We start from the raw sequence: 21,613 nt of genomic DNA on the forward strand, positions 1-21,613 counted from the left end.
AAATTATGATGATGGCTCCAGAACAGTATGCAGAACAGTTTAAAAATGCATCGTATCAAGAAATCTTAAAAGTAAAAAATGAATTGGTTTCTGATATTTCGAAGTTTGAATACGATTATGACAGGGAAGATCCTGATTGGAATATCTGTCCAAAACCGGATGTTCGTTATCAGTGGAATTTGGAAGCTCTTGGATTGATTGCTCCGTTGTTATCAAAAGCATTTAACAGAGAGTATGAGTGGGGGGGGAGAAGGATATGGAGGATTATGGTAGGGAGATGAGGAAGTTTTATGGGGAATAAAGAATGGATATCAGGCTGTAATAGTCTAATAAATTTTAGAAATAATTTATTAGAAAACTCTTTGCATAATAACTGATAGAATATCTTTGATGTAAAATAGAAAAAAAATACTGCTGGAGAAGAAATCATTTTAAACAATTTTCCTCCAGCAACCTTTTATAAAATATTTATATGTAGTAAACTATATGAAAAGGAAAATGAGATAGAAAAATATGTGGTGTAGAGTTTGTAATATTGAAACAACAGAAAAGATTTGTTCTATCTGTGGAAAAGAAACTGAAGATAAAGAACCGAAATATGAAGTTCATTATTGTAAAAACTGCCAAACTCCAATAATTTTTGAAAAAAGTGAAACACTCTTTGGTAAGTGCCATCTTTGTAATAATAAAACAGATTATTTAGCAAAAGATATTCGACCTGTATTCCCTGAAGAAAAACTTTTACTTTCAATTCTATTAAAAAGAAATCATTCAGATATTTTACAATCAAATGTATGGGCATCAAATTCCCGTTATTACATTGATAATGAAACTGTTAGTTTTTCTTCAAATAATTTTAGAGAAGTTAATGCTAAAGAAATAAAAGATGCCTTAAGTCAAAATCAAGAATTAGTAGATAGAAATTCAGAATCATATATTATTTTTCAAAATCAAATAAATCTATTTGTAAAAGCAAATAAGAAACGTTTAGAATTTTTAAAAGATGAAGCAATATCTTTTGTAAAACATGCTTGCAAAGATTATGAGCAGGAACAAATTGTTCTTTCATTTAGTGGTGGAAAAGATTCAACTGCAGCTGCTGATGTTGTAATTAAAGCTCTCGGAAATCCTACTTTAACACATATCTTTGGTGATACAACACTTGAGTTTCCACAGACTTATGAATATGTAAATCGCTATAGAGATAATCATCAATTAGCTGAATTCAGAATTGCAAAAAATAACGAACAAGATTTTCATAAAGTTTGTGAAGATATTGGTCCACCTGCTCGTATGATGAGATGGTGTTGTTCTATGTTTAAGACAGGACCAATTACAAGAATTATGAATCGAAAATATGGCAATAAACAGATTCTGACTTTTTATGGAATTAGAAAAGTTGAATCTACAAGCCGTAGTAAATATTCTAGAATCTCACAAAATACAGAAAATGTAAAAATTCAAAAGCAGACTGTGGCTAGTCCTATATTCTTCTGGAAGGACATAGATGTATGGCTTTATATTCTTGGCGAAAATGTTGATTTTAATGATGCATACAGATTGGGATATGACCGTGTAGGATGCTGGTGCTGCCCTAACAATAATACTAGAGCACAGTTTTTAAGCCGAATCTATATGAGCGAAAGAGCTGAAAAATGGAGAAACTTCTTAATTGATTTTGCAAAGTCCATTGGAAAGCCTGACCCTGAAGAATATGTAGATACAGAAAAATGGAAAGCTAGACAAGGTGGTAACGGATTAAAATCTGCAGGAGATGTAAAGCTTCGTTTTACAGCCTGCACTTCAGAAGAACATGCGAAGATTTATCAGCTAGTTAGACCATTTGATGATTCTTTCTTAAATCTCTTGATTCCTTTTGGAATCGTCTCAAAAGAACTTGGAAGAAAACTATTACATGAAACTGTGATTCTGGAACCAAAATCAAAAGTCCCTATTATTACAATTCAGCCGTTTAATCAATCTGGTTATGAATATGCTGTAAAAATAAAAACGCAGAATGTTGCTGATCATGATGATTTACAGCGCATGATTGGTTACCAGGTAAAAAAATATAATGCTTGTAGAAAATGTCTAAAGTGTGAATCTGTTTGTAAACAAGGAGCTATTAGCATTATTGGTGATGAATATTACATTAATGAAGATAGATGTATCCACTGTAAGATGTGTGTAAATCAAAAGTATCTTGTAGGTGGATGTATGATGGATAAATATTTGAGGACTAAGTAAATATGAAGTATAGCGGACATGAATCATTTAGTATCAGAAAAGACTGGCTCGCAAAAGGTATCAGAAAGTTTGAAGCTTTCAAAAAAGATGAACTATCTGCTATGGATGAATTAGGCATTGGTAAAAACATGGTAAAAGCTTTGCGCTACTGGCTGAAAGTTACTGGTATTACAGTCGATGAGCCAAAGAAAAAAGTTTTTGATATTTCGATGCTTGGTAACTTGATAAAAAAATATGATCCGTATACAGAAGAATTAGGAACACTTTGGATTCTTCAATATAACTTAGCTAAAAATATAGAAAATGCTACTTCATGGTATTTCTTTTTTAATGAATTTTCATTGTCCGAATTCACTGCAGAAGATTATCTTCTTGCTATTAAGAAATGGGACGAAATGCATAATGAAAAGCCAGCTTCTGAATCAAGTTTACTAAAAGATTTTGATTGTCTAAGAAGAACATACTTACAAAGAAGTTCTTTAGATGATAACGGCAAAAATGAAGACTTTGGTCCAGAAAGTAATATGGAATGTCCTTTTACGGAACTTGGATTATTAAAGAGTCTTGAAAAAGGTTTATATAAGAAAGCTTCACCAAGTAAACAAAATCTGCCATTACTGATTGTTCTGGCTGTTATCATTAATCAGGCTAACGAACAAAAAGAAATAAAACTATACGATTTACAAAATCAACCTAGCTCTGTAGGAAAAGTATTCAACCTTGATACAATTTTATTGATAAGTCTGTTAAGTGACCTGGAAAACAAAGGTTATGTAAAAGTAGTTAGAACTGCTGGTCTTGATGTTTTAAGAATAACAACAGATTTAAGTTATTTGGATTGTATAGAAAAATACTATAAGGACATGGAAAATGAGTAATACAAAAATGATTAATATTGCAAAGAATTTTCAAAGTTCTGTAAATATAGCATATGACTTATATGATGAGAATAAAATAAAGAACTTTATACCAACAACTGAAGCTCTGGATTTATTTGAAGATATTTTTACTAGTATTAACAGTAATTCTACAAAGCGTTCAAGAATTATCATTGGAGCCTATGGAAAAGGAAAATCTCATATAATACTTGAAATCTTAAATATTCTTTTTAATAAAAATAAAAAATTGTTTAATGATTTCTTAGACAAACTCGGAGGAAAAAATCCAGGTTTAAAAGAAGATGTAATTAACTATTTTGATAGTAACAAGAAGATTTTACCAATTATTATTAGTGGATCAAGTACAAGTCTTAGTCAATCATTTCTTTCATCTCTTTATAATACACTAAAGCAGAATGACTTTGCAGACTTAATGCCTGATACAAATTATACAGCTGCAATTAATACAATAAAAAAGTGGCAAACAGATTTTCCTAATACATATAAAGAGTTTACAAAACTTATAAACATAAAAGTTACTGATTTCATAGAAAGACTCAGCCAGTTTGATTCTAAAATATATTCTGATTTCATTTATCTTTATCCGCAATTAACAAGCGGAAGTGAATTTAATCCGTTTACAGGTTTTGATATTGTTGAATTATATGAAAGTGTAAATGATAAGCTTATCAAATCTGGTAAAGGTTATATTGGTCTTTATGTAATCTATGATGAATTTAGTAAATACCTTGAAAGCAGTATTACAAAAGCGAATATTAATGATATCAAGCTTTTACAGGATTTTGCAGAAAAATGCTGTAGAAGTGAAAATAAACAAATGCATTTACTCCTTATTTCACATAAGGAAATTTCAAACTATATCGATGAATTACCTAAAGAAAAGGTTGATGGATGGAAAGGTGTTAGTGAGCGATTTTCTCATATAATACTACAGTCTGATTATTCTCAGACTTATGAAATCATTAATACAGTTTTGAAAAAGGATCCAAAGCTTTGGACTGATTTTTCGAATAAACATAAAAATTATTTTGAAGGATTAAAAGAAACCCAAACATTTAAGCGAATATTTGCAAATTCTACAAGTGAAGAAATTTCAAATATTATTGAAGGTTGTTATCCACTTCATCCTGTTACATCATATATTTTGCCACGCTTTTCAGAAAAAATTGCACAGAATGAAAGAACAATGTTTACATTCTTATCTTCGAATGAAAAAAATACATTACCAACTTTTATTAAAAACATAGAATACTCTAAGAATAATAGACCTGTTTTTATTACACCTGATTTACTATTTGATTATTTTGACAATCAAATGAGAGCTGAACCTTATACAAGTCCAATAAAAAATTATTACAATGTATCAAAAAAGATTTTAGCAGAACTTGAAAAAGATTCTCTTGAATCCAAGATTATAAAAACGATAACTCTTATTTACTGCTTAAATCAATTTGAACGATTAGAGCCTACAAGTGAAGTAATTCAGTGTATTTACGCAGATTCAGGTTATACATTTAATGAAATATCAAAAACACTCGAAGAATTACAGAATAGTAAAAACTGTATTTACTTCTGCAGAAGTAACAATTTCTTACAACTAAAAGAAGGCTCTAAAATTGATATTACTTCTTTAATCGAAGATAAGATTGAAAAAAGAAAAAATCAAATATCAGATATCGAAATTATTAACAATTTAAATTCAGAACATTACCTCTACCCAGTTGAATATAACACTATTAATGAGATGACTCGATATTTTGAGTTTAGATTTATTTCTGATACAGAATTGTTTGAAACAACCGGAACATATACATTTGAAGCAGGAACTAATGCCGATGGAATTATAGTCGGAATTATTCCTACAACTTACCAATTAAAAGAAATTGAATCTAAAGCAAAACAATATTCACAGAATAGCACTTTAAGCGTTTTCGTTTTACCTACCAAGATAATTCAACTTTCAAAAGATTTAAGAAAAATAGATGCTCTTTCTCAATTAAAAGAAGAATCTAAAAATGACTCTATCTTATATGGTGAATTAGATTTAATTGAACAGGATTTAAAAGAAATATTGAATAATTACATTCGCTGTTTCACACATCCTGAGTTTGGAGAAAGTATCTATTATTCAAAAGGTGAAAAACAACACTTATTTAGAAAGGCAGCATTTACTCACTTACTATCTAGCCTTTGCGAAGAAGTATACACAAAAACACCAATTATTAATAATGAACCATTAAATAAAAATGAGCTTACAGCTGCTGCTAAAAAAAGTAGATCTGTTCTTATTGATGCAATTCTAACTTCACAAGAAACTGATTTAGGAATCACTGGTGGGCAGGAATTATCTTTTAAAAGAAGTTCTCTCTGTGTAACAAACATTTTAGATGAAAACGGAAAATCAAAATATTTTGATATAGATGGTGATAAGTTAAATAAAAACTATAAGAATTTATTTAAGGTTATTAATGAGTTTATTGAAAAAGCAAAAGATAAACCACTGACTTTTGAACCTTTAATTAATAAGCTTACAAACAAAACTTATCATATTGGAATGAGAAAAGGAACTATACCTATTTTTATTTCAGTTGCTTTAAGTAGGATTTATAACAATGTAATTATTAAAGATCAAACAAGTGAATTGAAAATCAATTCCGATACTATTTGTAATGCAGTCGATAATCCAAAGGATTATACAATTTCAATTATTCCTTGGTCTAAAGATAAAGAAATATATTTAAGTAGACTTGAAAATCTCTTTGCTGATTTTATTATCCAGGAGAATAATCGTATTGGTTATAACTATATTCTAAATGGAATTGTAGAATGGATGCGTGAGTTACCTAAATACTCAAAAGAATACACCTCCAAAACCCCAAAAGAATATAAAGATTTTTTAGCTCTCTTAAAAACACCAGGTATGGGTGCACAAGAAATATTATTTAATAGATCTAAAAATATTTTTGGTTCAGATGATTATGCAAACGTTGTTTTCCATAAGATTGAGCAATTTAAATGTTTTTATGACAATATATTAAATGAACTTGAGAATGAACTTATAAAAACTACAAAGATTCGTCTTGCTCCAAAACAAAAAGAAGGTTCTCTTTGTGGATATGGTGATACATTTACAAAATCTCTGGATACTCACATTGAAGAACACAGATTTGAAAATCATGCTGAAAACCTTTACCAAGTTCTTGCCTCTTGTGGAAACAATGAAAACAAATTGATAAAAACATTGGCTGTAACACTTACAGGAATTAATACTGTTGATTGGTCAGAAAGCACTATTCAGATTTATGAAAGACAATTATCTGAATATATTGATACATTAAAGAATTACAAATATACAAATACAGAAAACGAGAGTATAATTAAAGAAATACCAGAGTCCGCTTCTTCTGGTGCTTATTACATTAATTTTGTTGATGATAAAGGTAAAATTACAAAAAGAAATTTCAACAAAGTCACTTGCAGTAAGAAAGCAGGAGTTTTGGAAACTGAATTAGTTAATATTCTTAATGAATATGGTCAATCCATAAATGAAAATGAAAAGCGTCAGGTATTGATTAATATTCTTGAGGAGCTGTCCAAGTGAGTTTCTATTTTGATAATGCAGCTACAACTTATCCTAAACCGCAGGAAGTCTATGATTTCATGGATTCTTTTTATAGAACTTGTGGTGGAAATGCAGGACGTGGACAGTATAAACAGGCTGCAGACTCAACTAAAATAATTTCAGAAACAAGAGATCTTATCAAAGAATTATTGCAGTGTCCTAACAAAGACGTAGTGTTTACTCCTAGTGCTACGATTGCACTTAATATGATAATTCAAGGGCTTGTAAGAAATTCAAAAATTAAAAATGTATGGATTTCACCATTTGAACATAATGCTGTAACAAGAGTTTTAGAAAGTTTAAAAAAATCTGAACAAATAAAAGTTTCTGTTTTACCAATAGATGATTCTTTGCAATATAATTTTGAATTAATCAACCAACAGTTTAAAGAATTAAAACCGGAAATAATAATTCTTAGCCATGGAAGTAATGTTTGTGGATTTATAAATCCAGTAGAAAAATTATGTGAAATAGCAAAAAGTTTTAATGCAATAACGATTCTTGATATGGCTCAAACAGCAGGACTTGTACCCTTAAATGTAGGAAACAATAATATTGATTTTGCGGTTTTTGCCGGACACAAAACCTTACTTGGTCCTTTTGGTATTAGTGGATTTGTAAAAAATAAAACAACTAACTTACCAACTTTTTTATTTGGTGGAACAGGTGTAGATAGTGCCAATCAGGATATGCCAGAAGAGATGCCTTATAAATATGAAATGGGCAGCCAGAACATTCAGGCAATTGCAGGATTACATGAAGCTTTGAAATGGTGGCTTTCTAATACAGATTTAATTCGTCAAAAGGAAAAAGAAAACCATAAGAAATTATTCGACTTATTATCTTCTTATGACTTTATCAAAATTGTAGGCTGCAAAGATTACGAAAAAACAATTGGTGTAATTTCATGTTTATTTGATAATTATACTGCTGATGAAATAGGAAATGTTCTAGATGAAAAAGATGTAGCTGTCAGAACCGGTTTACAGTGTTCCCCTCTCGCTCATAAAACTTTAAAAACTTTTCCTGCTGGAACTGTGAGATTTAGTGTACAATATTATACAAGCGATTCTGATTTTGAAGGTTTGAAAAATGCACTTGATTACATCAAAGAGAATATATAATGAGTGTCAATTATAGAAATCAATTAATTGATAACACTGAAAATTATAAACTTCTCAATTATATAAAAGAGCTCCTCTTAGATGAAACCTATAATGAATTATATATTGCAACCGGTTATTGGGATATTCCTGCAATAGCTGTTTTATACGATGAACTCAATACCTTTTTAAAAAGAGATAACACAAGTATCAAATTATTATTGGGTGAAGATCCAGAAGTTCAAAACTATCAATTGAAACATTCTGCTGATATTGACTTGAATAATTATCCAAAAAGTTATTTTGAATATCATTTGAACAATATACCTGTGACTTCTGAATATGAAGATTCGATTGCATTATTATTAGAGTATGCATCTGGTGATAATCCAAAATTTCAAATTCATGTTTTTGATAAGCATATTAACAAAACATTTCTACATGCAAAATGCTACATATTCATTGGAAATGATGATTCAAAAGCAATTGTAGGTAGTTCAAACTTTACAAGAAATGGATTGGAAAATAATTCAGAGTTAAATTATTTGGAAATTAATTCTGCAAATATTACTTCTGAACCAAAAACTGGAAATACACAAAAAGGTCACATTTTTTGGTTTAATGAACAATGGGAAAAAAGTAGAAGTTGGGATAGGATTTTTATTCGAATATTAGCAAAGTCTAATATTGGAAAAAGAACCTATGGAAAAATACAAGAATCTTCTGAAAAAAGCGAAGATGTAAAAAAAAGAATTACTCAAATATTTGAGAACATAGATAAAGATGAAGATATGAAGATACCTAGAATACCAGAATGGTTAGATTTATTTGAATATCAAAAAGATGCAATTGCAAAATGGAAAGAAAATAATTATTGCGGCATTTTCGATATGGCAACTGGAACAGGAAAAACACTTACCGGTTTAAGTGCAATGGCAGTTTTAAGTGAAGCTCTTGATGATAAACTTGCAGTTTTTATAGTTTGTCCATATCAACATCTTGTAGAACAATGGGTTGAAGACATTGTAAAATTTGGAATTGAACCTATTATAGGTTATAGTGACTCAACACAAAAAAATTGGAAAACAAGATTAAAGAATGCAGTCATTGACCAACGATTTGTAAAAGATAAACAATTTTTCTGTTTTATTTCTACAAATGCTACTTTTTCAAGTGATTTTGTTCAAGAACAAATAAGAAATTTAAAATCCAATGCTCTATTATTGGTAGATGAAGCACATAACTTTGGAGCTGAATATTTACGCCAATTATTATCTGATAAATTCAATTATAGACTTGCTCTATCAGCTACATTGGAACGGCATGGCGATAAAGAAGGTACTGAATCATTATATGATTACTTTGGTGAAAAATGTATAGAATATGATCTTGGTAGAGCTATTAGAGAAAAAAAATTAACACCTTATAGATACCACCCTGTTATAACATATCTTACTGAAACAGAATTAGATAAATATCAGGAACTTACTAAACGTATAGCAAAATGTATTATAAAAGGAAAAAATGGTCTAAAACTAAATGAGTTAGGAAAAAAACTTGCTCTTGAACGTTCTAGACTTGTAGCTGGAGCATCTGAAAAAATAGTTACTCTTGATAAGGAAATACAACCTTATATAAATGACAAACACATTCTTGTATATTGTGGAGCAACACGCGTTTTCGATGAAGATTCATGCGGTTTGACCGATGACGAACAGAATGAAGATATCCAGGAAGGAAAAAGACAAATTGAAGTAATAACAGATTTGCTGGGTAATAAGTTAGGCATGGCTGTGTCTCAATTTACATCTAAAGAAGATATGCAGGAAAGAGCTACTTTGCTGAAGGAATTCTCTAAGGGAGAAGATTTAAAAGTTCTTATCGCGATTAAATGTTTGGATGAAGGTGTAAATATACCAGAAATCAAAACAGCTTTTATTTTAGCAAGTACTACAAATCCAAAAGAATATATCCAACGAAGAGGACGTGTTTTACGAAAAGCAGAAGGAAAGACTTATGCAGATATATATGACTTTATTACATTGCCTAGACCTCTTAATGATGTTTATGGCTTAACTAAAGAAGCTAAAAATCAGGATAAAGGTCTCGTAATAAAGGAATTAATAAGAGCATACGAATTTTCAAGAATTGCAGATAATCAATCAGAAGCTGAAGCAATTCTCAATAAAATAAAAGAATTATATGAACTTGAAGATAAAGATCTGAAAGAAACAGAGGAGATAACTTATGAGTGAAAAAACTGTTCAAATTGATGGCATCGATGTAGATGTAGATAAAGCAAATAAAATTCTCAAAAAAGTTTTAATTACGGAAAAAACAAATTTAAGTACAAAGAAATTAACATCTCAAGAATTGATTAAAGATATTAAGAAAAAAATTGCGGAGGAAGTAAAATGCTTTTAACTCAAATAACGCTTAAAGACTTTCGACAGTTTAGAGGGACTCAGACAATTGTGTTTTCTACAGATCCTGATAAAAACGTCACTATTATTTTAGGAGAAAACGGAGCTGGTAAAACAACCTTCGCACAAGCTTTCAAATGGTGTCTTTATGGAAGTACAGATTTCCGAGATCCTATTGTATTAAACAAAAAAGTTTCTAATGATTTAGGACCATCTGCAGAAACTACTGTAAGTGTTGAATTAAACTTGATTCATAGAAAACGACCTTATATTATTACTCGTGAACAAAAATATACAACAAACTCCCAAGGTGATTTGAATACACCTAATAGTTCCGTATTAAAAATTAAATATAAAGCTGATAATGGTGAAACCGAATTTGTTCCAGAAAATGAAGTCGAATTAAGAATAAAAGAGATTCTTCCACAGGAATTATCAAAGTATTTCTTTTTTGATGGTGAAAGAATTAACAACATGAGTAAGGAACTTACTTATGGTAAAAGTGATGAATTTGCTGATGCTGTTCGTAGACTCTTAGGATTAGCTGCATTCTCAAATACTCTCAACCATCTCTATTCAAAACACAATGCTAATTCAGTTATTAAAAGTTATAATAATGATTATGATTCAAAGGCCAATTCGAAAATTGCTGAATATAAAACTATTATTAATAAATTAGATGCTGATATTGAAATTGGTGAAAATAGAAAGAATGAAATAGAAAATAAAATAAGAGACTCTAAAAATCTCCAGGCAGAATATAATGCCCAAATGGCAAAATTCAAAGAGTCAGAAGCTCTTATAAATAGAAAAGCAGAACTAGAAAGCTTAATTTCTGCATGTCAAAGTAGACATACTTCACAAGTTGATAATCTATTCTGTTCTTTCGATAAAAATATTTTATCTTGGATTTGCCAGCCAATAATTAAAGATGTTGTAAAAGAATTCAATGAAACAAAAATTATAGATAAAGGTATTCCTGATATTACTGCAAAAACAATTGATTTTTTAATTGAACAAGGAAAATGTATTTGTGGCAATTGTATTTCAAAAGAATCCAAAGAATATAAAGAATTGCAAAATCTCTTACAATTTATTCCACCAAAAAGTCTTGGAACTTTTATAGGTCAATTTGTTACAGAAGCAAATATGCGTGTGGATGCAATCAAAGATTATTATGATCCAAACTTTTTAGGAAAGTTTGGAGACATAAGAAGTACTGTTTCTGAAATCGAAGATTATCAGAATGAAATAAACACTATTGATGAGAAACTTCGTGGTCAATCAGGAACTTCTAATATTCAAAGTAAATATGATGAAGAAGAAAGAAAGATTCGTGAATATGAACAAGAAAAAGAAGATGTAATTGAAAAATTAGGAAAAAATAAAGGAGAAAAAGAACGCATCGAATCACAATTACAGGAATTAGTTCTTAAAGATTCAAACAACAGAGCAATTGCAACTTACAAGGCTTATGCACAATATATGTATAATTACCTTTCAGAATTATACAATAAAAAAGAAACCGAAGTAAGAAATAAATTGCAAGACAATATAAACAAGATTTTCAAAACTATTTATGATGGTAAACTTTCTGTTTTGATTGATGAACGTTATAACATAAAAATTGTTGCAGATGATTTTGTAGGTTATAAAGGAACAATTGAAACATCCACAGCTCAAAGTATGTCTGTTATCTTTGCATTTATTACAGGTGTAATAAAAATGGCAAAAGAAAATAATGAAGAAGCAGATTCTGAAATGAAACTTGAATCTGAAGCTTATCCTCTTGTAATGGATGCTCCTCTCTCAAGTTTTGATAAAAAAAGAGTTTCTAATGTTTGTGAGGCAATTCCAAATATTGCGGAACAAGTAATTATGTTCTCTTTTGATAAAGATGCTGAAATTGCAAAAAAGAATATGGGAAATAAGTTAGGAAAATCTTATGAGTTCATAAAGAATGATGAATTTGAGACATCATTCAAAGAAATGTAAGGGGGACAAAATGTTTGATAAAGAATATTCATTTAAAGGAACTCATGCACAAAAGGTAATTAATCTCACTGCAAAGTTTAATGATACAACTCCGATTTTCAAAACAAATATTGATGTTTTCATAACTGCAGCTATTGTTGGTTATTTATATCAAACAAAGGCTGAACCAAATAATGAGAAATCAAAAGATGGAAAAACACAAGCTACAAAAATCTTTTTAGAAGCCTTTAATAGTCACCAAACAGATTTGTATTTTGCTTATAGATTGATTATGCTTTCTGATAAAAGAAACGAACCTAATTTTGAGCAGAGAGTAAATAAAGCTTTCAAATATTTTTATCAAGGTGAAAATGAAACAGATGTAAAATTATTTGAAAGTTATGTACTTGGTGGTATTGATATTTTGCATGAAAAATTAATTGAGAATGCAAGCACAACAGATGATTATGTAATGAAATTATATAATTTTATTGAAGACATACATTCTAGATACTACCAAGATTCTGATGATTCAAATCTGTCTGAAGAATTACTTAAAATTGCGCGAAGTTAAAGATGGCTTTAACAAGAGCGGAAATTCAGGAATATCTATATCAATTATCCTCAAAGAAAGGTTTTCTAACAGAACAAGAAATTGAAAAATGCTGTGATGAAAATGATGTTGATTTTTTTGACATCGATAAAATCATGCAATTTTTAATAGATAGAAAAGTTTTAATACAAGATGAGGCACCTGTTAATGATATAGAAGATGAAGGTTATGATAGAGCTCAAGTTGATTATGATGAAATATACAAGGAGATATTAAAAAAATACCCAGAACAAAAATATTTAATTGCAGAGTTAAAAAAAACATTACCTCCTCAAAGAAACGAATGGCAAACTTTAGTTCCACAAGCAAAAAACGGAAATTTGTTTGCAAGAAACAGAATTATTTCTATGTATTCCAGAAATCTTTTTAGGAGTGCATATAATTTTTCTATTAGTTTTGGAAGTGACATTAATAACAGTTTTGAAGATGCTGTTGAAGGTTTAATAAAAGCTCTGAATTCATATGATATAACATCACCTCAACCTTTCCCTGGATATTACCCATATTATGTTTACGCTGCAATGCAACGAAATTATGAGAAAAATAACGCAGTTTATGAAATACCCAATCATCATTATCAAGAATTATTTCAATTTCTAACTCCCAATAAAAGCCTTATTGAAAAGTATGGAATAAATAACTTTTTAGATTATGTTCCTGAAAGGAAACTCATTGAATTCAAAGAAAAAAATCTTTATGCATATCAATATTTACAACCATTAATTGCATTAGATTTTAATAGAATTTCTTATGATGATAAAATTCCGGAAAAAGCTAGTTATGAAAGCTTAAGAAAACTATTAAATAAATTACTCGATACTTTACCACAAAGAGAACACGAAATACTATCATTGCGTTATGGATTAGAAGATGGGAACGAACTAACTTTAGAAGAAGTTGGACAGATTTATAATTTAACAAGAGAACGAATTAGACAGATAGAATCAAAAGCTTTAAGACGATTAAGACATCCTCGTAGACTTTCAATAATTGATGGATTTTCTGAACATGCAACTGAATCTGTTTATTTACCTGAATCAAGGACATTTATTGATCAATATTATACAAGACTATTATTTGATGATATTTTTACAAGAGTTGAAATAGATAACACACTAAATAAGTTTTATCCAGAAGAAAATGAATTTTCGGATATGTCTCAAGGTCAAAACAATCAACCTGATACTTTAATTCAAATAAAAGGGCCAAATTATGATTGAGTGGATAGTTTTTGGTTTTGTAGTATTTTTTATTTTTTTAATAATTATTCTAAGTAATTCTTCTACAACATATAAAGATCCAACAATAATCGAAGAAGCAAGAAAGGTTCTTGAAAAAGAATCAAAAAGACCAGAGTTTATAAAAGAATTTGGAACATATTTATCACAATACCCGGAATATAAAAAAATATATTATGATGAATTGAAAGAAAAGTTTGCAGAATATGACCAGCCCCTGCCTGACATTTTTGAATTAAATGAATTTTTACATACGATTAATTTTGAAGCCGTTTTTGCAAATAATTATTATATGATTGTTCCTGTAGGAACGATTGATTTTGAAGAAAAGAAAAATTATCTAAATACACGAAACTAAACAAACACCGACTCCCCATTCATCCCCTCTCGTAGCTCCCTCTCCCTATGCTTCAAAAGCTTCTCATAAACTGGAGTAAGTATTTCAACACACACAGAATCCCCAGCTTCCTTTCTACACTCAAGTTCAAACGTAACCGTCAATTCTCATGTATGTAAGCGTCAAACCAAGCGGTGAAAAATCAGACTTTCTATGTTAAAATTATGCAGTTGATTATTTAAATCAACAGGGATTGATTTAAATAAGGTCCAATTTCTGTGAGTTTTTGCAAATTAACCAGGTGGACTCTTTCTGAATATAGATAGCAAACATTATCAAGAATTCTCTTTTAATAAAAACTAAAATCAATTACATAAGCTTTTTGGAGAAAAGAAATGAATGATTTTGAACCTTTGTTTCAATATATCGGAAAAAATATTGAGAACAAACTGGATTTAAAAGGACTTTTCGATTTTATGGGAGAAAATATTTCTCTCAGATTTTAAATCTTTCCAAGTAAATCTTTTTGATATAAGATATTTTCTATGTATAAGTTAAATATTAAACCGAAAAGTAAAATCATTGATACAACCCCATCTTTATATGGTCTTTTTTTTGAAGATATTAACCGTGCTGGCGATGGTGGACTTTATGCTGAATTATTAAGAAACAGGGCCTTTGATGATGGAATTATTCCAGAAGGCTGCTCTTACGATAAAAACAACAAATTGATTACGTCTCCTACAGGCTGGACTTCTTCTTTTGATTGCTTTGAAGAAGAAGGAATTGCCGCCTGGACTTGCATTAATGGTGCCAAAGCAGAACGGATTAAAAATGACACTTTAAATGTAAACCGAAAACGCGCCTTGCAATTACAGCTTAACGGTGGAGCAATTTTAAATGATGGTTTTAAAGGAGTTCCTGTAAAAGAAGGGGAGAGCTACAAATTTTTTATGTTCGCGAAATCCAATTCTCTGGTGAAAGTGAGTGTTATGCTTACTTCTAGTGACGGTAAGAAGATTTATACAAAACAAGATTTAGAGATTTCTGGAGATTACAAAAAATATGAATGCCAGTTGCTTTCTTCTGCCACAGATTTTGATGGTCGTCTGGCCATATATTCTGAATCATCAGAAAAAATAATTCTTGGATTTACTTCACTTTTCCCGGCTGAAACTTTTATGGGACGGGAAAATGGACTTAGAAAAGAACTTGCACAAAGATTACTGGATTTAAAACCTGCTTTTTTGCGTTTTCCAGGGGGCTGTATTGTAGAAGGATTTTCCAAAGAAACTGCCTATCGTTTTAAAGATTCCATTGGACCTGTCTGGGAAAGAAAACCTCACTGGCTTTTATGGTCTTACATGACAACTAACGGGCTTGGCTTTCATGAATATTTGCAATTCTGTGAAGATGCAAATATTGACGCCATGTATGTTTTTAACTGCGGAATGACTTGCCAGGGTCGATGCCCGGATTATTTTGACGAAAATCTTATTGAAGAATTTTTCCAGGATGCAGTAGATGCAATTGAATACGCTACAGCACCTGCTGATTCTTTCTGGGGAAAAAAGCGTGCTGAAAATGGACATCCTGAACCTTTTACTGTTTTAAAATATCTTGAAATTGGAAATGAAAACTGGGGCGATGAATATTTTAAGCGTTACGAAAAATTCTACACAAGACTTAAAAAGCTATATCCTGATTTTATTTACATTTCCACAGATCATTCTGAGCGTGTAGGTTTAAAAACTGAGTTTGTAGATGAACACTTTTATTCAGATCCGATTTTCTTTGCTGCAAATACAAAGCTTTACGATGATTTAGATCCTAGCGGAATTAATATTTACTGTGGAGAATATGCCTCAACTATTGGTTGTAAAGAAGGAACTCTTTATGGAGCTTTAGGTGAAGCAGCTTTTTTAACTGGCATTGAGCGAAATCAAAATAAAGTTAGAATGACAAGTTATGCTCCTTTGTTCAAAAATGTTGATTATGTTTCCTGGGAACCTGATATGATTATTTTTAATAATCATGAGAATTACGTTATTCCAAGTTATTATATGCTTAAAATGTTTGCGGAAAATCGAGGGGAATATGTTTGTGAATGCAATGTAATTACCGATTCCGACCGCCGCCTGGAATCCGGGCATTTTACAGATGAACAGGGAAATATTTTTGAAGGTCAGTGTTTCACAAAAGTATATGAAAATGCTGCAAATCTGCACATAAAATTCTGGGATAGAGGAACTTTAGGCGAAGATCAGAATCATTATGATTTAATTATCGAAAATGGTAATTCTAAAATTGTTCATTTTAACGGCTGGTCTCAGGAAGTAATCTGTAAAGAAAAATCATACAATCTGCCTTCTGGAAAAATCAAGGTTGAAATTCAGGCAAAAGAAGACTGGTTTAAAATCTGCATTAATGAAAAAGAAATTTATAATCACACATTGGGTTCTATTCCACACATCAGTGCAGTTTCAACAGTTGATACAAAAACTAATGAGCTTATAACAAAGATTGTAAATTTTTCTGAAAACAAAATTGATTTGAACTTGGAAACTGATGTACTAATAGAACAAGAGGCTCAACTTACAGTTTTGTCAGGTAGCAGTTATTCTGAAAAAAATACTTTTGAAAAACCAGAGAATGTAAAATCTGTTAACCAAAAACTCATGATCGGAAAAGACAATACAATTTCAATTTTGCCTCGTTCGGTGAATGTTTTACGGCAGAAGATGTAGTACATGGTTGAGAAGGCTTTCCCCATCAATAAAAATTGATTTAAATATTAACCCATTCGCCACGAGGTTCATAAGGTGTTATTTTAATATTCCATGGTAAGAGCTTTTCCCAATCTTCGTCGGATTTGCAGTAAGGTGCACGTTCGAAAACACAACGAAGGTAATCTTCCGGGCTGATGTTATGAATTTTTGCAGTTTCAATCATGGTAAGAATCCAGCAGCTGCTTCTGGCACCTTCGCCACTGCCGTAGAACATGGAGTTCTTTCTGAGCAATGTAAATGGTCGAACGGTCTGCTCCGCGCTGTTGGTACTGGCGGTGAGGATGGAGGATATTCTCGGGAATATGATTGCGAAGACTATGATGATTATTACGATTCTGAAACTAGAGCTGCTCGAGGGGAGAGGGATTATTTTTCTGATGATCCTTCAGATGATTATAATTCGTATTATGCCCAGGTTGCAGATGATGCAATGATGGGAGATCGCGATGCTATGGATGAAATGTACGGGGAGTTTGGAGAAGGGGAGTGGTGATATGAAAACAAAACCAGAGTTTAGAAAGGTTGCTTTAGATTTTGCAAAGAAAAACGGCTTTGATACCGTTCATTTTTATGGAATGCTTGGACAAATTGATGGACCGGGTGCTGATATAGAAGTATATACAGGAGGCTATAAGACTCCATGCGTGGTAGGACTTCCACAAGTAATACTAACAGATGGAAAAACTGCAAAGTTTCATAGTTTAGACGAACCTTTTAAAATACTAGATGCTTGTACTAAGCTACCAAAGGTTGTTTTTGAATATGACTGTATGTGCTGGTTTGGAAACAGTTACAACCTCAAGCTTTTGGAGGATGGAAGATTAGTTCGTCATGCATATGGTTACTCCAAGCTGGGACCTCAAGAACGTATCTCAGAGGATAAAGAATTTATTCTCTTAAATAGTCCAGAACTTGTAAAAGAAATAAAGAAACTTATTAAGGAAAATAAGGAAGAATTAAAGAAGCTTCCAAGAAAAATATCAAATTATAATATCATGGATGGTGCCAGCGAAACCTTTGTATTTGGAAGGATGAAGTTTGCTGGCACAAATATTCTTACCGAATCAATGGAAGGCTACCAAGAAAAACTAAAAAGATATAATGCGCTAACTCAGGGCTGGGAAGAAGAACTTTTACAATTCCAGAGACTTTTTAAGATGTTCCAAGACAAGTTCCATGAGTATTTTGAATATCCACTTTTCAATGGGGAAAATAAAGAAGAATAGGAGGAATAAAATTATGATGATGGCACCAGAACAGTATGTAGAACAGTTTGAAAATGCGTCGTATCAAGAAATCTTGAAAGTAAAGAATGAATTGGTTTCAGAAATTTCGAAGTTTGAACACGATTATGACATGGAAGATCCAGATTGTGAGGTTAAGCCTGGCCCGGATGTTCATTATCAGTGGAATTTGGAAGCTCTTGGATTGATTGCTCCGATGTTATCAAAAGCGTTTAACAGAGAGTATGAGTGGGGGGTGTAAATTCCATTGCATGAGCACCACTTGCACGAGAATTTAGCACCATCAAAACGGAAAAACTGCACCACCTATTCTGAGAATTCTGCACCAGTATAAAAGGACATATAATAAATGAGTCGTTCGTATGAGCGGCTTATTTTTTTATATGGAGGCGATAATTTATGGTTCATTATCGTGAAATCCTTAGACTTCAAAGTCTAGGGTACTCGCAGAGAAAGATCGAAGCGAGTGTGGGCAGTTCCCGGCATACAATTAATGAGGTTCTGCTTATAGCAGAGCAGCAGAATCTAAAATGGCCGGGTTGTGAAGCAATGTCAGATGATGCTTTGTTTGCAATATTCCATCCGGAAAAGTTTGCAGAGAAAGCCAACAGAAAAGAACCTGACTACGAGTACATTCACAAGGAACTTGCAAAAGAAGGCGTAACGCTTACTCTGCTCTGGAGTGAGTACAATGCAAAATGCAGAACTGAGGGAAAAATCCCATACCTCTACAGTCAGTTCTGCGACAAGTACAGATTCTGGGCCCGGATTAAAAAGGCAACAATGCGAATCTCGCACAAGCCGGGAGATGCAATGGAAGTAGACTGGGCTGGAAACACAATTCCTGTCTGGGACTCAATGACTGGAGAATCTGTTCCGGCATATCTTTTTGTCGCTGTTCTTCCATGCAGCTGTTTTGTTTATGCACAGGCCTGCAGTGACATGAAATCTGATACATGGATTTTGTGTCACGTAAATGCGTATAAATATTTCGGCGGAGTTACAAGACTTTTAATCCCGGACAATCTTAAAACTGGTATTACCAAAAACACACGATATGAAACAGTCTTCAATAGAAGCTATTATGAGATGGCAGAATATTATCAGACAGCCATAGTACCAGGACGTGTCCGTCATCCCAAAGACAAGAGTCATGCTGAGAACTCCGTGAAATATGCCTCTACATGGATTATTGCAGCATTACGTAACCGGAAGTTTTTCAGTTTCGAGGAGCTGTCAGAAGCAGTCAGTGAAAAACTTGAAGAACTCAATGACAGACCGTTCAGACAAAAGGAAGGATGCAGAAGGACAGCTTTTGAAACCGAGGAAAAAGACTTCCTTAAGAAGCTCCCTCCTGCACCCTATGAAATAAGCCTCTGGACGACCGCCAGAGTTCCTTATGATTATCTCATAAGTGACGGGAAAAATAAATATTCAGTTCCATTCGACCTGATTGGAGAAGAAGTAAGCATAAGAATCACCAGAAACATAATTGAGGTATTCTTTGAAGGCTCAAGAGTCGCTTCTCATGAGCGTCTTCATGAAATACAGCGTTCTCCTGTTGTGAATCCTGACCATATGCCGCAGGAACACAGAAAGTATCTGGAATATAATCCAGAAAGCTTTATGGCACATGCAAAGAAAATCGGCAAAAATGCAGAAAAAGTAATGACGCACTTTCTCACATCAGGAAGAGAGCCTGAGCAGGGATTTAAATTCTGTGTATCCCTCATCAAACTTGCAGAAAAGAACGGCAGCGACAAGGTTGATAAAGCCTGTGAAACCTGTCTTTCAATGGGAACTCCTTCTATCAGGACAATCAGCATCATTTTGAAGTCAGAGAACATTACCAAAATGACAAAGCCTGCTGTGCTTCAGAAAGAGCCGAAAATCTCTTACGGAATTACCAGAGGTTCTGCTTATTACAGCAAAGGTGGTGCAAAATGATTAATCAGTCGACAATTGAACTTCTGCGTGCCATGAAACTTCCTGCAATGGCTAATGAGCTCGAGAAACAGCTACAGGATTCTGTCACATATTCAAAGCTTGGATTTGAAGATCGGCTTGGACTTCTTGTTGACTGTGAATGGAGCAAGCGTCAGCAGAATAAACTCAATCACTTAATACGCTCAGCCCGTTTTTCTGATCCTAATGCTTCAATTGAAGCCATTGAATATTATGAAGACCGTAAGCTGGACAAGGCCGAAATGATTCGTTTTGCAACCTGCGATTATATTGTCAGAGGACACCATATCATTCTGAAAGGTGCATCCGGAAATGGCAAAACATTTCTCGCATGTGCACTTGGAAATGCTGCGTGCAGAAAATTTCATTCTGTGCGTTACGTACGAATGCCGGAGCTCCTTGATGAACTTGCAGTTGCGCGCAGTGCTAATGAAACAAGAAAAGTTCTCAAAGCCTACAAGAAGATAGATCTTCTAATTATTGATGAATGGCTTATTCGAAAACTTACACCGGCGGAATCTCTTGAAGTCCTTGAGCTGGTAGATGCCAGAGCAAAGAAGTCTATAATATTCTGCACTCAGTATGAAAATGAAGGATGGTATGCAAGAATCAATGCTTCAGAGGAATCTGAGGCGACTGTTTCTGATGCAATTATGGACCGCATTGTTCATAACGCTTTTACAGTCAGTATTGAAGGAAAGATTTCCATGCGCGAAAGACATGGAATCAATTTTTCAGAAAAAACTGATTCTGCTTTTGGAGGTACAGATGTTGTATTCTGATGTATTTCCATTGTTGGAAGCAATGTCCAATGACTTACTGGCAAGATGCAAAGAAATAGCATCGCTGAGAACGCAACTCTCTAAGGTTGGATTATTTCCAGACTCTGAACTTGAATGTGACATATCCTGTGTCTATAAGGATTTCAAAATCTGGAGGGAATTTGTGGATACTTACTACAATGGCATTGATCCGTTTATCGGTGAATAGCGTATAGAAATCGTTATTTACCCGCCAGTCTGATGATACAAAATGGTGCAAATTCTTCGGAATGTGTGGTGCTAAATTTCCGTCAGACTGGCGCTATTTTTCCGTGCAAGTGGTGCTGAGTGCATGGAATTTACAATGTATTAGTATTATAACAAAGAAAACATAAATA

Annotated in this window: 19 protein-coding genes; 18 read left to right on the top strand and 1 reads right to left on the bottom strand. The window is 32.2% G+C overall.

The genetic code is table 11. From position 1 onward, the window contains the following. Positions 1-5 precede the first annotated feature (5 nt). The 12 genes from BM161_RS09645 (at position 6) to BM161_RS09700 (ending at position 17,203) form a co-directional block, all read left to right on the top strand. A complete protein-coding gene (locus BM161_RS09645) occupies positions 6-281 on the top strand; it encodes a hypothetical protein (RefSeq protein WP_074932235.1) in 276 nt (91 codons plus the stop codon). A gap of 232 nt (positions 282-513) precedes the next feature. Next, positions 514-2,247 carry a phosphoadenosine phosphosulfate reductase domain-containing protein gene (locus BM161_RS09650; RefSeq protein ID WP_074932237.1) on the top strand — a complete coding sequence of 578 codons (1,734 nt, stop codon included), beginning with the start codon at positions 514-516 and terminating at the stop codon, positions 2,245-2,247. 2 nt (positions 2,248-2,249) lie between these two features. Then, complete coding sequence (locus tag BM161_RS09655; protein ID WP_074932239.1) at positions 2,250-3,125, top strand: DUF4007 family protein; 876 nt, start codon at positions 2,250-2,252, stop codon at positions 3,123-3,125. After that, positions 3,118-6,747, top strand: a complete 3,630-nt coding sequence (locus BM161_RS09660; protein ID WP_083425758.1) for a hypothetical protein — start codon at positions 3,118-3,120, stop codon at positions 6,745-6,747. The genes BM161_RS09655 and BM161_RS09660 overlap by 8 nt, the downstream gene beginning before the upstream one ends. Continuing rightward, positions 6,744-7,892 (top strand): aminotransferase class V-fold PLP-dependent enzyme, encoded by a 1,149-nt coding sequence (locus BM161_RS09665; protein WP_074932241.1) that lies wholly within the window; start codon positions 6,744-6,746, stop codon positions 7,890-7,892. Before BM161_RS09660 ends, BM161_RS09665 begins: the two co-directional genes overlap by 4 nt. Next, positions 7,892-10,126 carry a DEAD/DEAH box helicase family protein gene (locus BM161_RS09675; RefSeq protein ID WP_083425759.1) on the top strand — a complete coding sequence of 745 codons (2,235 nt, stop codon included), beginning with the start codon at positions 7,892-7,894 and terminating at the stop codon, positions 10,124-10,126. Before BM161_RS09665 ends, BM161_RS09675 begins: the two co-directional genes overlap by 1 nt. After that, positions 10,119-10,295 carry a hypothetical protein gene (locus BM161_RS14380; RefSeq protein ID WP_177206227.1) on the top strand — a complete coding sequence of 59 codons (177 nt, stop codon included), beginning with the start codon at positions 10,119-10,121 and terminating at the stop codon, positions 10,293-10,295. Before BM161_RS09675 ends, BM161_RS14380 begins: the two co-directional genes overlap by 8 nt. Then, positions 10,286-12,289, top strand: coding sequence for an AAA family ATPase (locus BM161_RS09680; RefSeq protein WP_074932242.1), 2,004 nt, complete (start codon positions 10,286-10,288; stop codon positions 12,287-12,289). Before BM161_RS14380 ends, BM161_RS09680 begins: the two co-directional genes overlap by 10 nt. 10 nt (positions 12,290-12,299) lie before the next feature. Beyond that, the gene (locus BM161_RS09685) at positions 12,300-12,842 is read left to right on the top strand and encodes a hypothetical protein (RefSeq protein WP_074932244.1); all 543 of its coding nucleotides are present in this window, start codon (positions 12,300-12,302) and stop codon (positions 12,840-12,842) included. Positions 12,843-12,844: 2 nt separating this feature from the next. Continuing rightward, positions 12,845-14,101, top strand: a complete 1,257-nt coding sequence (locus BM161_RS09690; RefSeq protein WP_074932246.1) for a sigma-70 family RNA polymerase sigma factor — start codon at positions 12,845-12,847, stop codon at positions 14,099-14,101. Further along, positions 14,094-14,477, top strand: coding sequence for a hypothetical protein (locus tag BM161_RS09695; protein ID WP_074932249.1), 384 nt, complete (start codon positions 14,094-14,096; stop codon positions 14,475-14,477). The genes BM161_RS09690 and BM161_RS09695 overlap by 8 nt, the downstream gene beginning before the upstream one ends. Before the next feature lie 524 nt (positions 14,478-15,001). Next, a complete protein-coding gene (locus tag BM161_RS09700; protein ID WP_074932251.1) occupies positions 15,002-17,203 on the top strand; it encodes an alpha-L-arabinofuranosidase C-terminal domain-containing protein in 2,202 nt (733 codons plus the stop codon). A 40-nt stretch (positions 17,204-17,243) separates the two neighbouring features. Here BM161_RS09700 and BM161_RS09705 read toward each other — a convergent pair whose 3' ends face one another. Continuing rightward, a complete protein-coding gene (locus tag BM161_RS09705) occupies positions 17,244-17,408 on the bottom strand; it encodes a transposase domain-containing protein (protein ID WP_177206228.1) in 165 nt (54 codons plus the stop codon). On the opposite strand from BM161_RS09705, the gene BM161_RS14385 reads away from it, so the two are divergent. The 6 genes from BM161_RS14385 to BM161_RS09730 all read left to right on the top strand — a co-directional run bounded on the left by BM161_RS14385 (position 17,385) and on the right by BM161_RS09730 (position 21,444). After that, entirely contained in the window at positions 17,385-17,738 is a 354-nt protein-coding gene (locus tag BM161_RS14385) for a hypothetical protein (RefSeq protein WP_177206229.1), read from the top strand. The two genes, BM161_RS09705 and BM161_RS14385, sit on opposite strands and share 24 nt — an antisense overlap. A 1-nt stretch (position 17,739) precedes the next feature. After that, positions 17,740-18,471, top strand: coding sequence for a hypothetical protein (locus BM161_RS09710; protein ID WP_143090537.1), 732 nt, complete (start codon positions 17,740-17,742; stop codon positions 18,469-18,471). A 13-nt stretch (positions 18,472-18,484) separates the two neighbouring features. Further along, on the top strand, positions 18,485-18,730 hold the full coding sequence (locus BM161_RS09715) for a hypothetical protein (RefSeq protein WP_074932257.1): 246 nt from the start codon (positions 18,485-18,487) through the stop codon (positions 18,728-18,730). 158 nt (positions 18,731-18,888) lie between these two features. Continuing rightward, positions 18,889-20,436 (top strand): IS21 family transposase, encoded by a 1,548-nt coding sequence (gene istA, locus BM161_RS09720; protein ID WP_074932259.1) that lies wholly within the window; start codon positions 18,889-18,891, stop codon positions 20,434-20,436. Beyond that, the gene (locus BM161_RS09725) at positions 20,433-21,236 is read left to right on the top strand and encodes an ATP-binding protein (protein ID WP_074932261.1); all 804 of its coding nucleotides are present in this window, start codon (positions 20,433-20,435) and stop codon (positions 21,234-21,236) included. The genes istA and BM161_RS09725 overlap by 4 nt, the downstream gene beginning before the upstream one ends. After that, positions 21,223-21,444, top strand: coding sequence for a hypothetical protein (locus BM161_RS09730; RefSeq protein ID WP_074932263.1), 222 nt, complete (start codon positions 21,223-21,225; stop codon positions 21,442-21,444). Before BM161_RS09725 ends, BM161_RS09730 begins: the two co-directional genes overlap by 14 nt. The last annotated feature ends 169 nt before the right edge of the window (positions 21,445-21,613 follow it).

This window comes from Treponema bryantii (genome assembly GCF_900113965.1).
Taxonomy (GTDB): Bacteria; Spirochaetota; Spirochaetia; order Treponematales; family Treponemataceae; genus Treponema_D; species Treponema_D bryantii_A.

What these genes read in the sequence shown, in the direction of transcription:
- BM161_RS09645 (WP_074932235.1), top strand. Translation starts at nt 6, where the DNA reads ATGATGATGGCTCCAGAACAGTATGCAGAACAGTTTAAAAATGCATCG.
- BM161_RS09650 (WP_074932237.1), top strand. Translation starts at nt 514, where the DNA reads ATGTGGTGTAGAGTTTGTAATATTGAAACAACAGAAAAGATTTGTTCT.
- BM161_RS09655 (WP_074932239.1), top strand. Translation starts at nt 2,250, where the DNA reads ATGAAGTATAGCGGACATGAATCATTTAGTATCAGAAAAGACTGGCTC.
- BM161_RS09660 (WP_083425758.1), top strand. Translation starts at nt 3,118, where the DNA reads ATGAGTAATACAAAAATGATTAATATTGCAAAGAATTTTCAAAGTTCT.
- BM161_RS09675 (WP_083425759.1), top strand. Translation starts at nt 7,892, where the DNA reads ATGAGTGTCAATTATAGAAATCAATTAATTGATAACACTGAAAATTAT.
- BM161_RS14380 (WP_177206227.1), top strand. Translation starts at nt 10,119, where the DNA reads ATGAGTGAAAAAACTGTTCAAATTGATGGCATCGATGTAGATGTAGAT.
- BM161_RS09680 (WP_074932242.1), top strand. Translation starts at nt 10,286, where the DNA reads ATGCTTTTAACTCAAATAACGCTTAAAGACTTTCGACAGTTTAGAGGG.
- BM161_RS09685 (WP_074932244.1), top strand. Translation starts at nt 12,300, where the DNA reads ATGTTTGATAAAGAATATTCATTTAAAGGAACTCATGCACAAAAGGTA.
- BM161_RS09690 (WP_074932246.1), top strand. Translation starts at nt 12,845, where the DNA reads ATGGCTTTAACAAGAGCGGAAATTCAGGAATATCTATATCAATTATCC.
- BM161_RS09695 (WP_074932249.1), top strand. Translation starts at nt 14,094, where the DNA reads ATGATTGAGTGGATAGTTTTTGGTTTTGTAGTATTTTTTATTTTTTTA.
- BM161_RS09700 (WP_074932251.1), top strand. Translation starts at nt 15,002, where the DNA reads ATGTATAAGTTAAATATTAAACCGAAAAGTAAAATCATTGATACAACC.
- BM161_RS14385 (WP_177206229.1), top strand. Translation starts at nt 17,385, where the DNA reads ATGAATTTTTGCAGTTTCAATCATGGTAAGAATCCAGCAGCTGCTTCT.
- BM161_RS09705 (WP_177206228.1), bottom strand. Translation starts at nt 17,408, where the DNA reads ATGATTGAAACTGCAAAAATTCATAACATCAGCCCGGAAGATTACCTT.
- BM161_RS09710 (WP_143090537.1), top strand. Translation starts at nt 17,740, where the DNA reads ATGAAAACAAAACCAGAGTTTAGAAAGGTTGCTTTAGATTTTGCAAAG.
- BM161_RS09715 (WP_074932257.1), top strand. Translation starts at nt 18,485, where the DNA reads ATGATGATGGCACCAGAACAGTATGTAGAACAGTTTGAAAATGCGTCG.
- istA (WP_074932259.1), top strand. Translation starts at nt 18,889, where the DNA reads ATGGTTCATTATCGTGAAATCCTTAGACTTCAAAGTCTAGGGTACTCG.
- BM161_RS09725 (WP_074932261.1), top strand. Translation starts at nt 20,433, where the DNA reads ATGATTAATCAGTCGACAATTGAACTTCTGCGTGCCATGAAACTTCCT.
- BM161_RS09730 (WP_074932263.1), top strand. Translation starts at nt 21,223, where the DNA reads ATGTTGTATTCTGATGTATTTCCATTGTTGGAAGCAATGTCCAATGAC.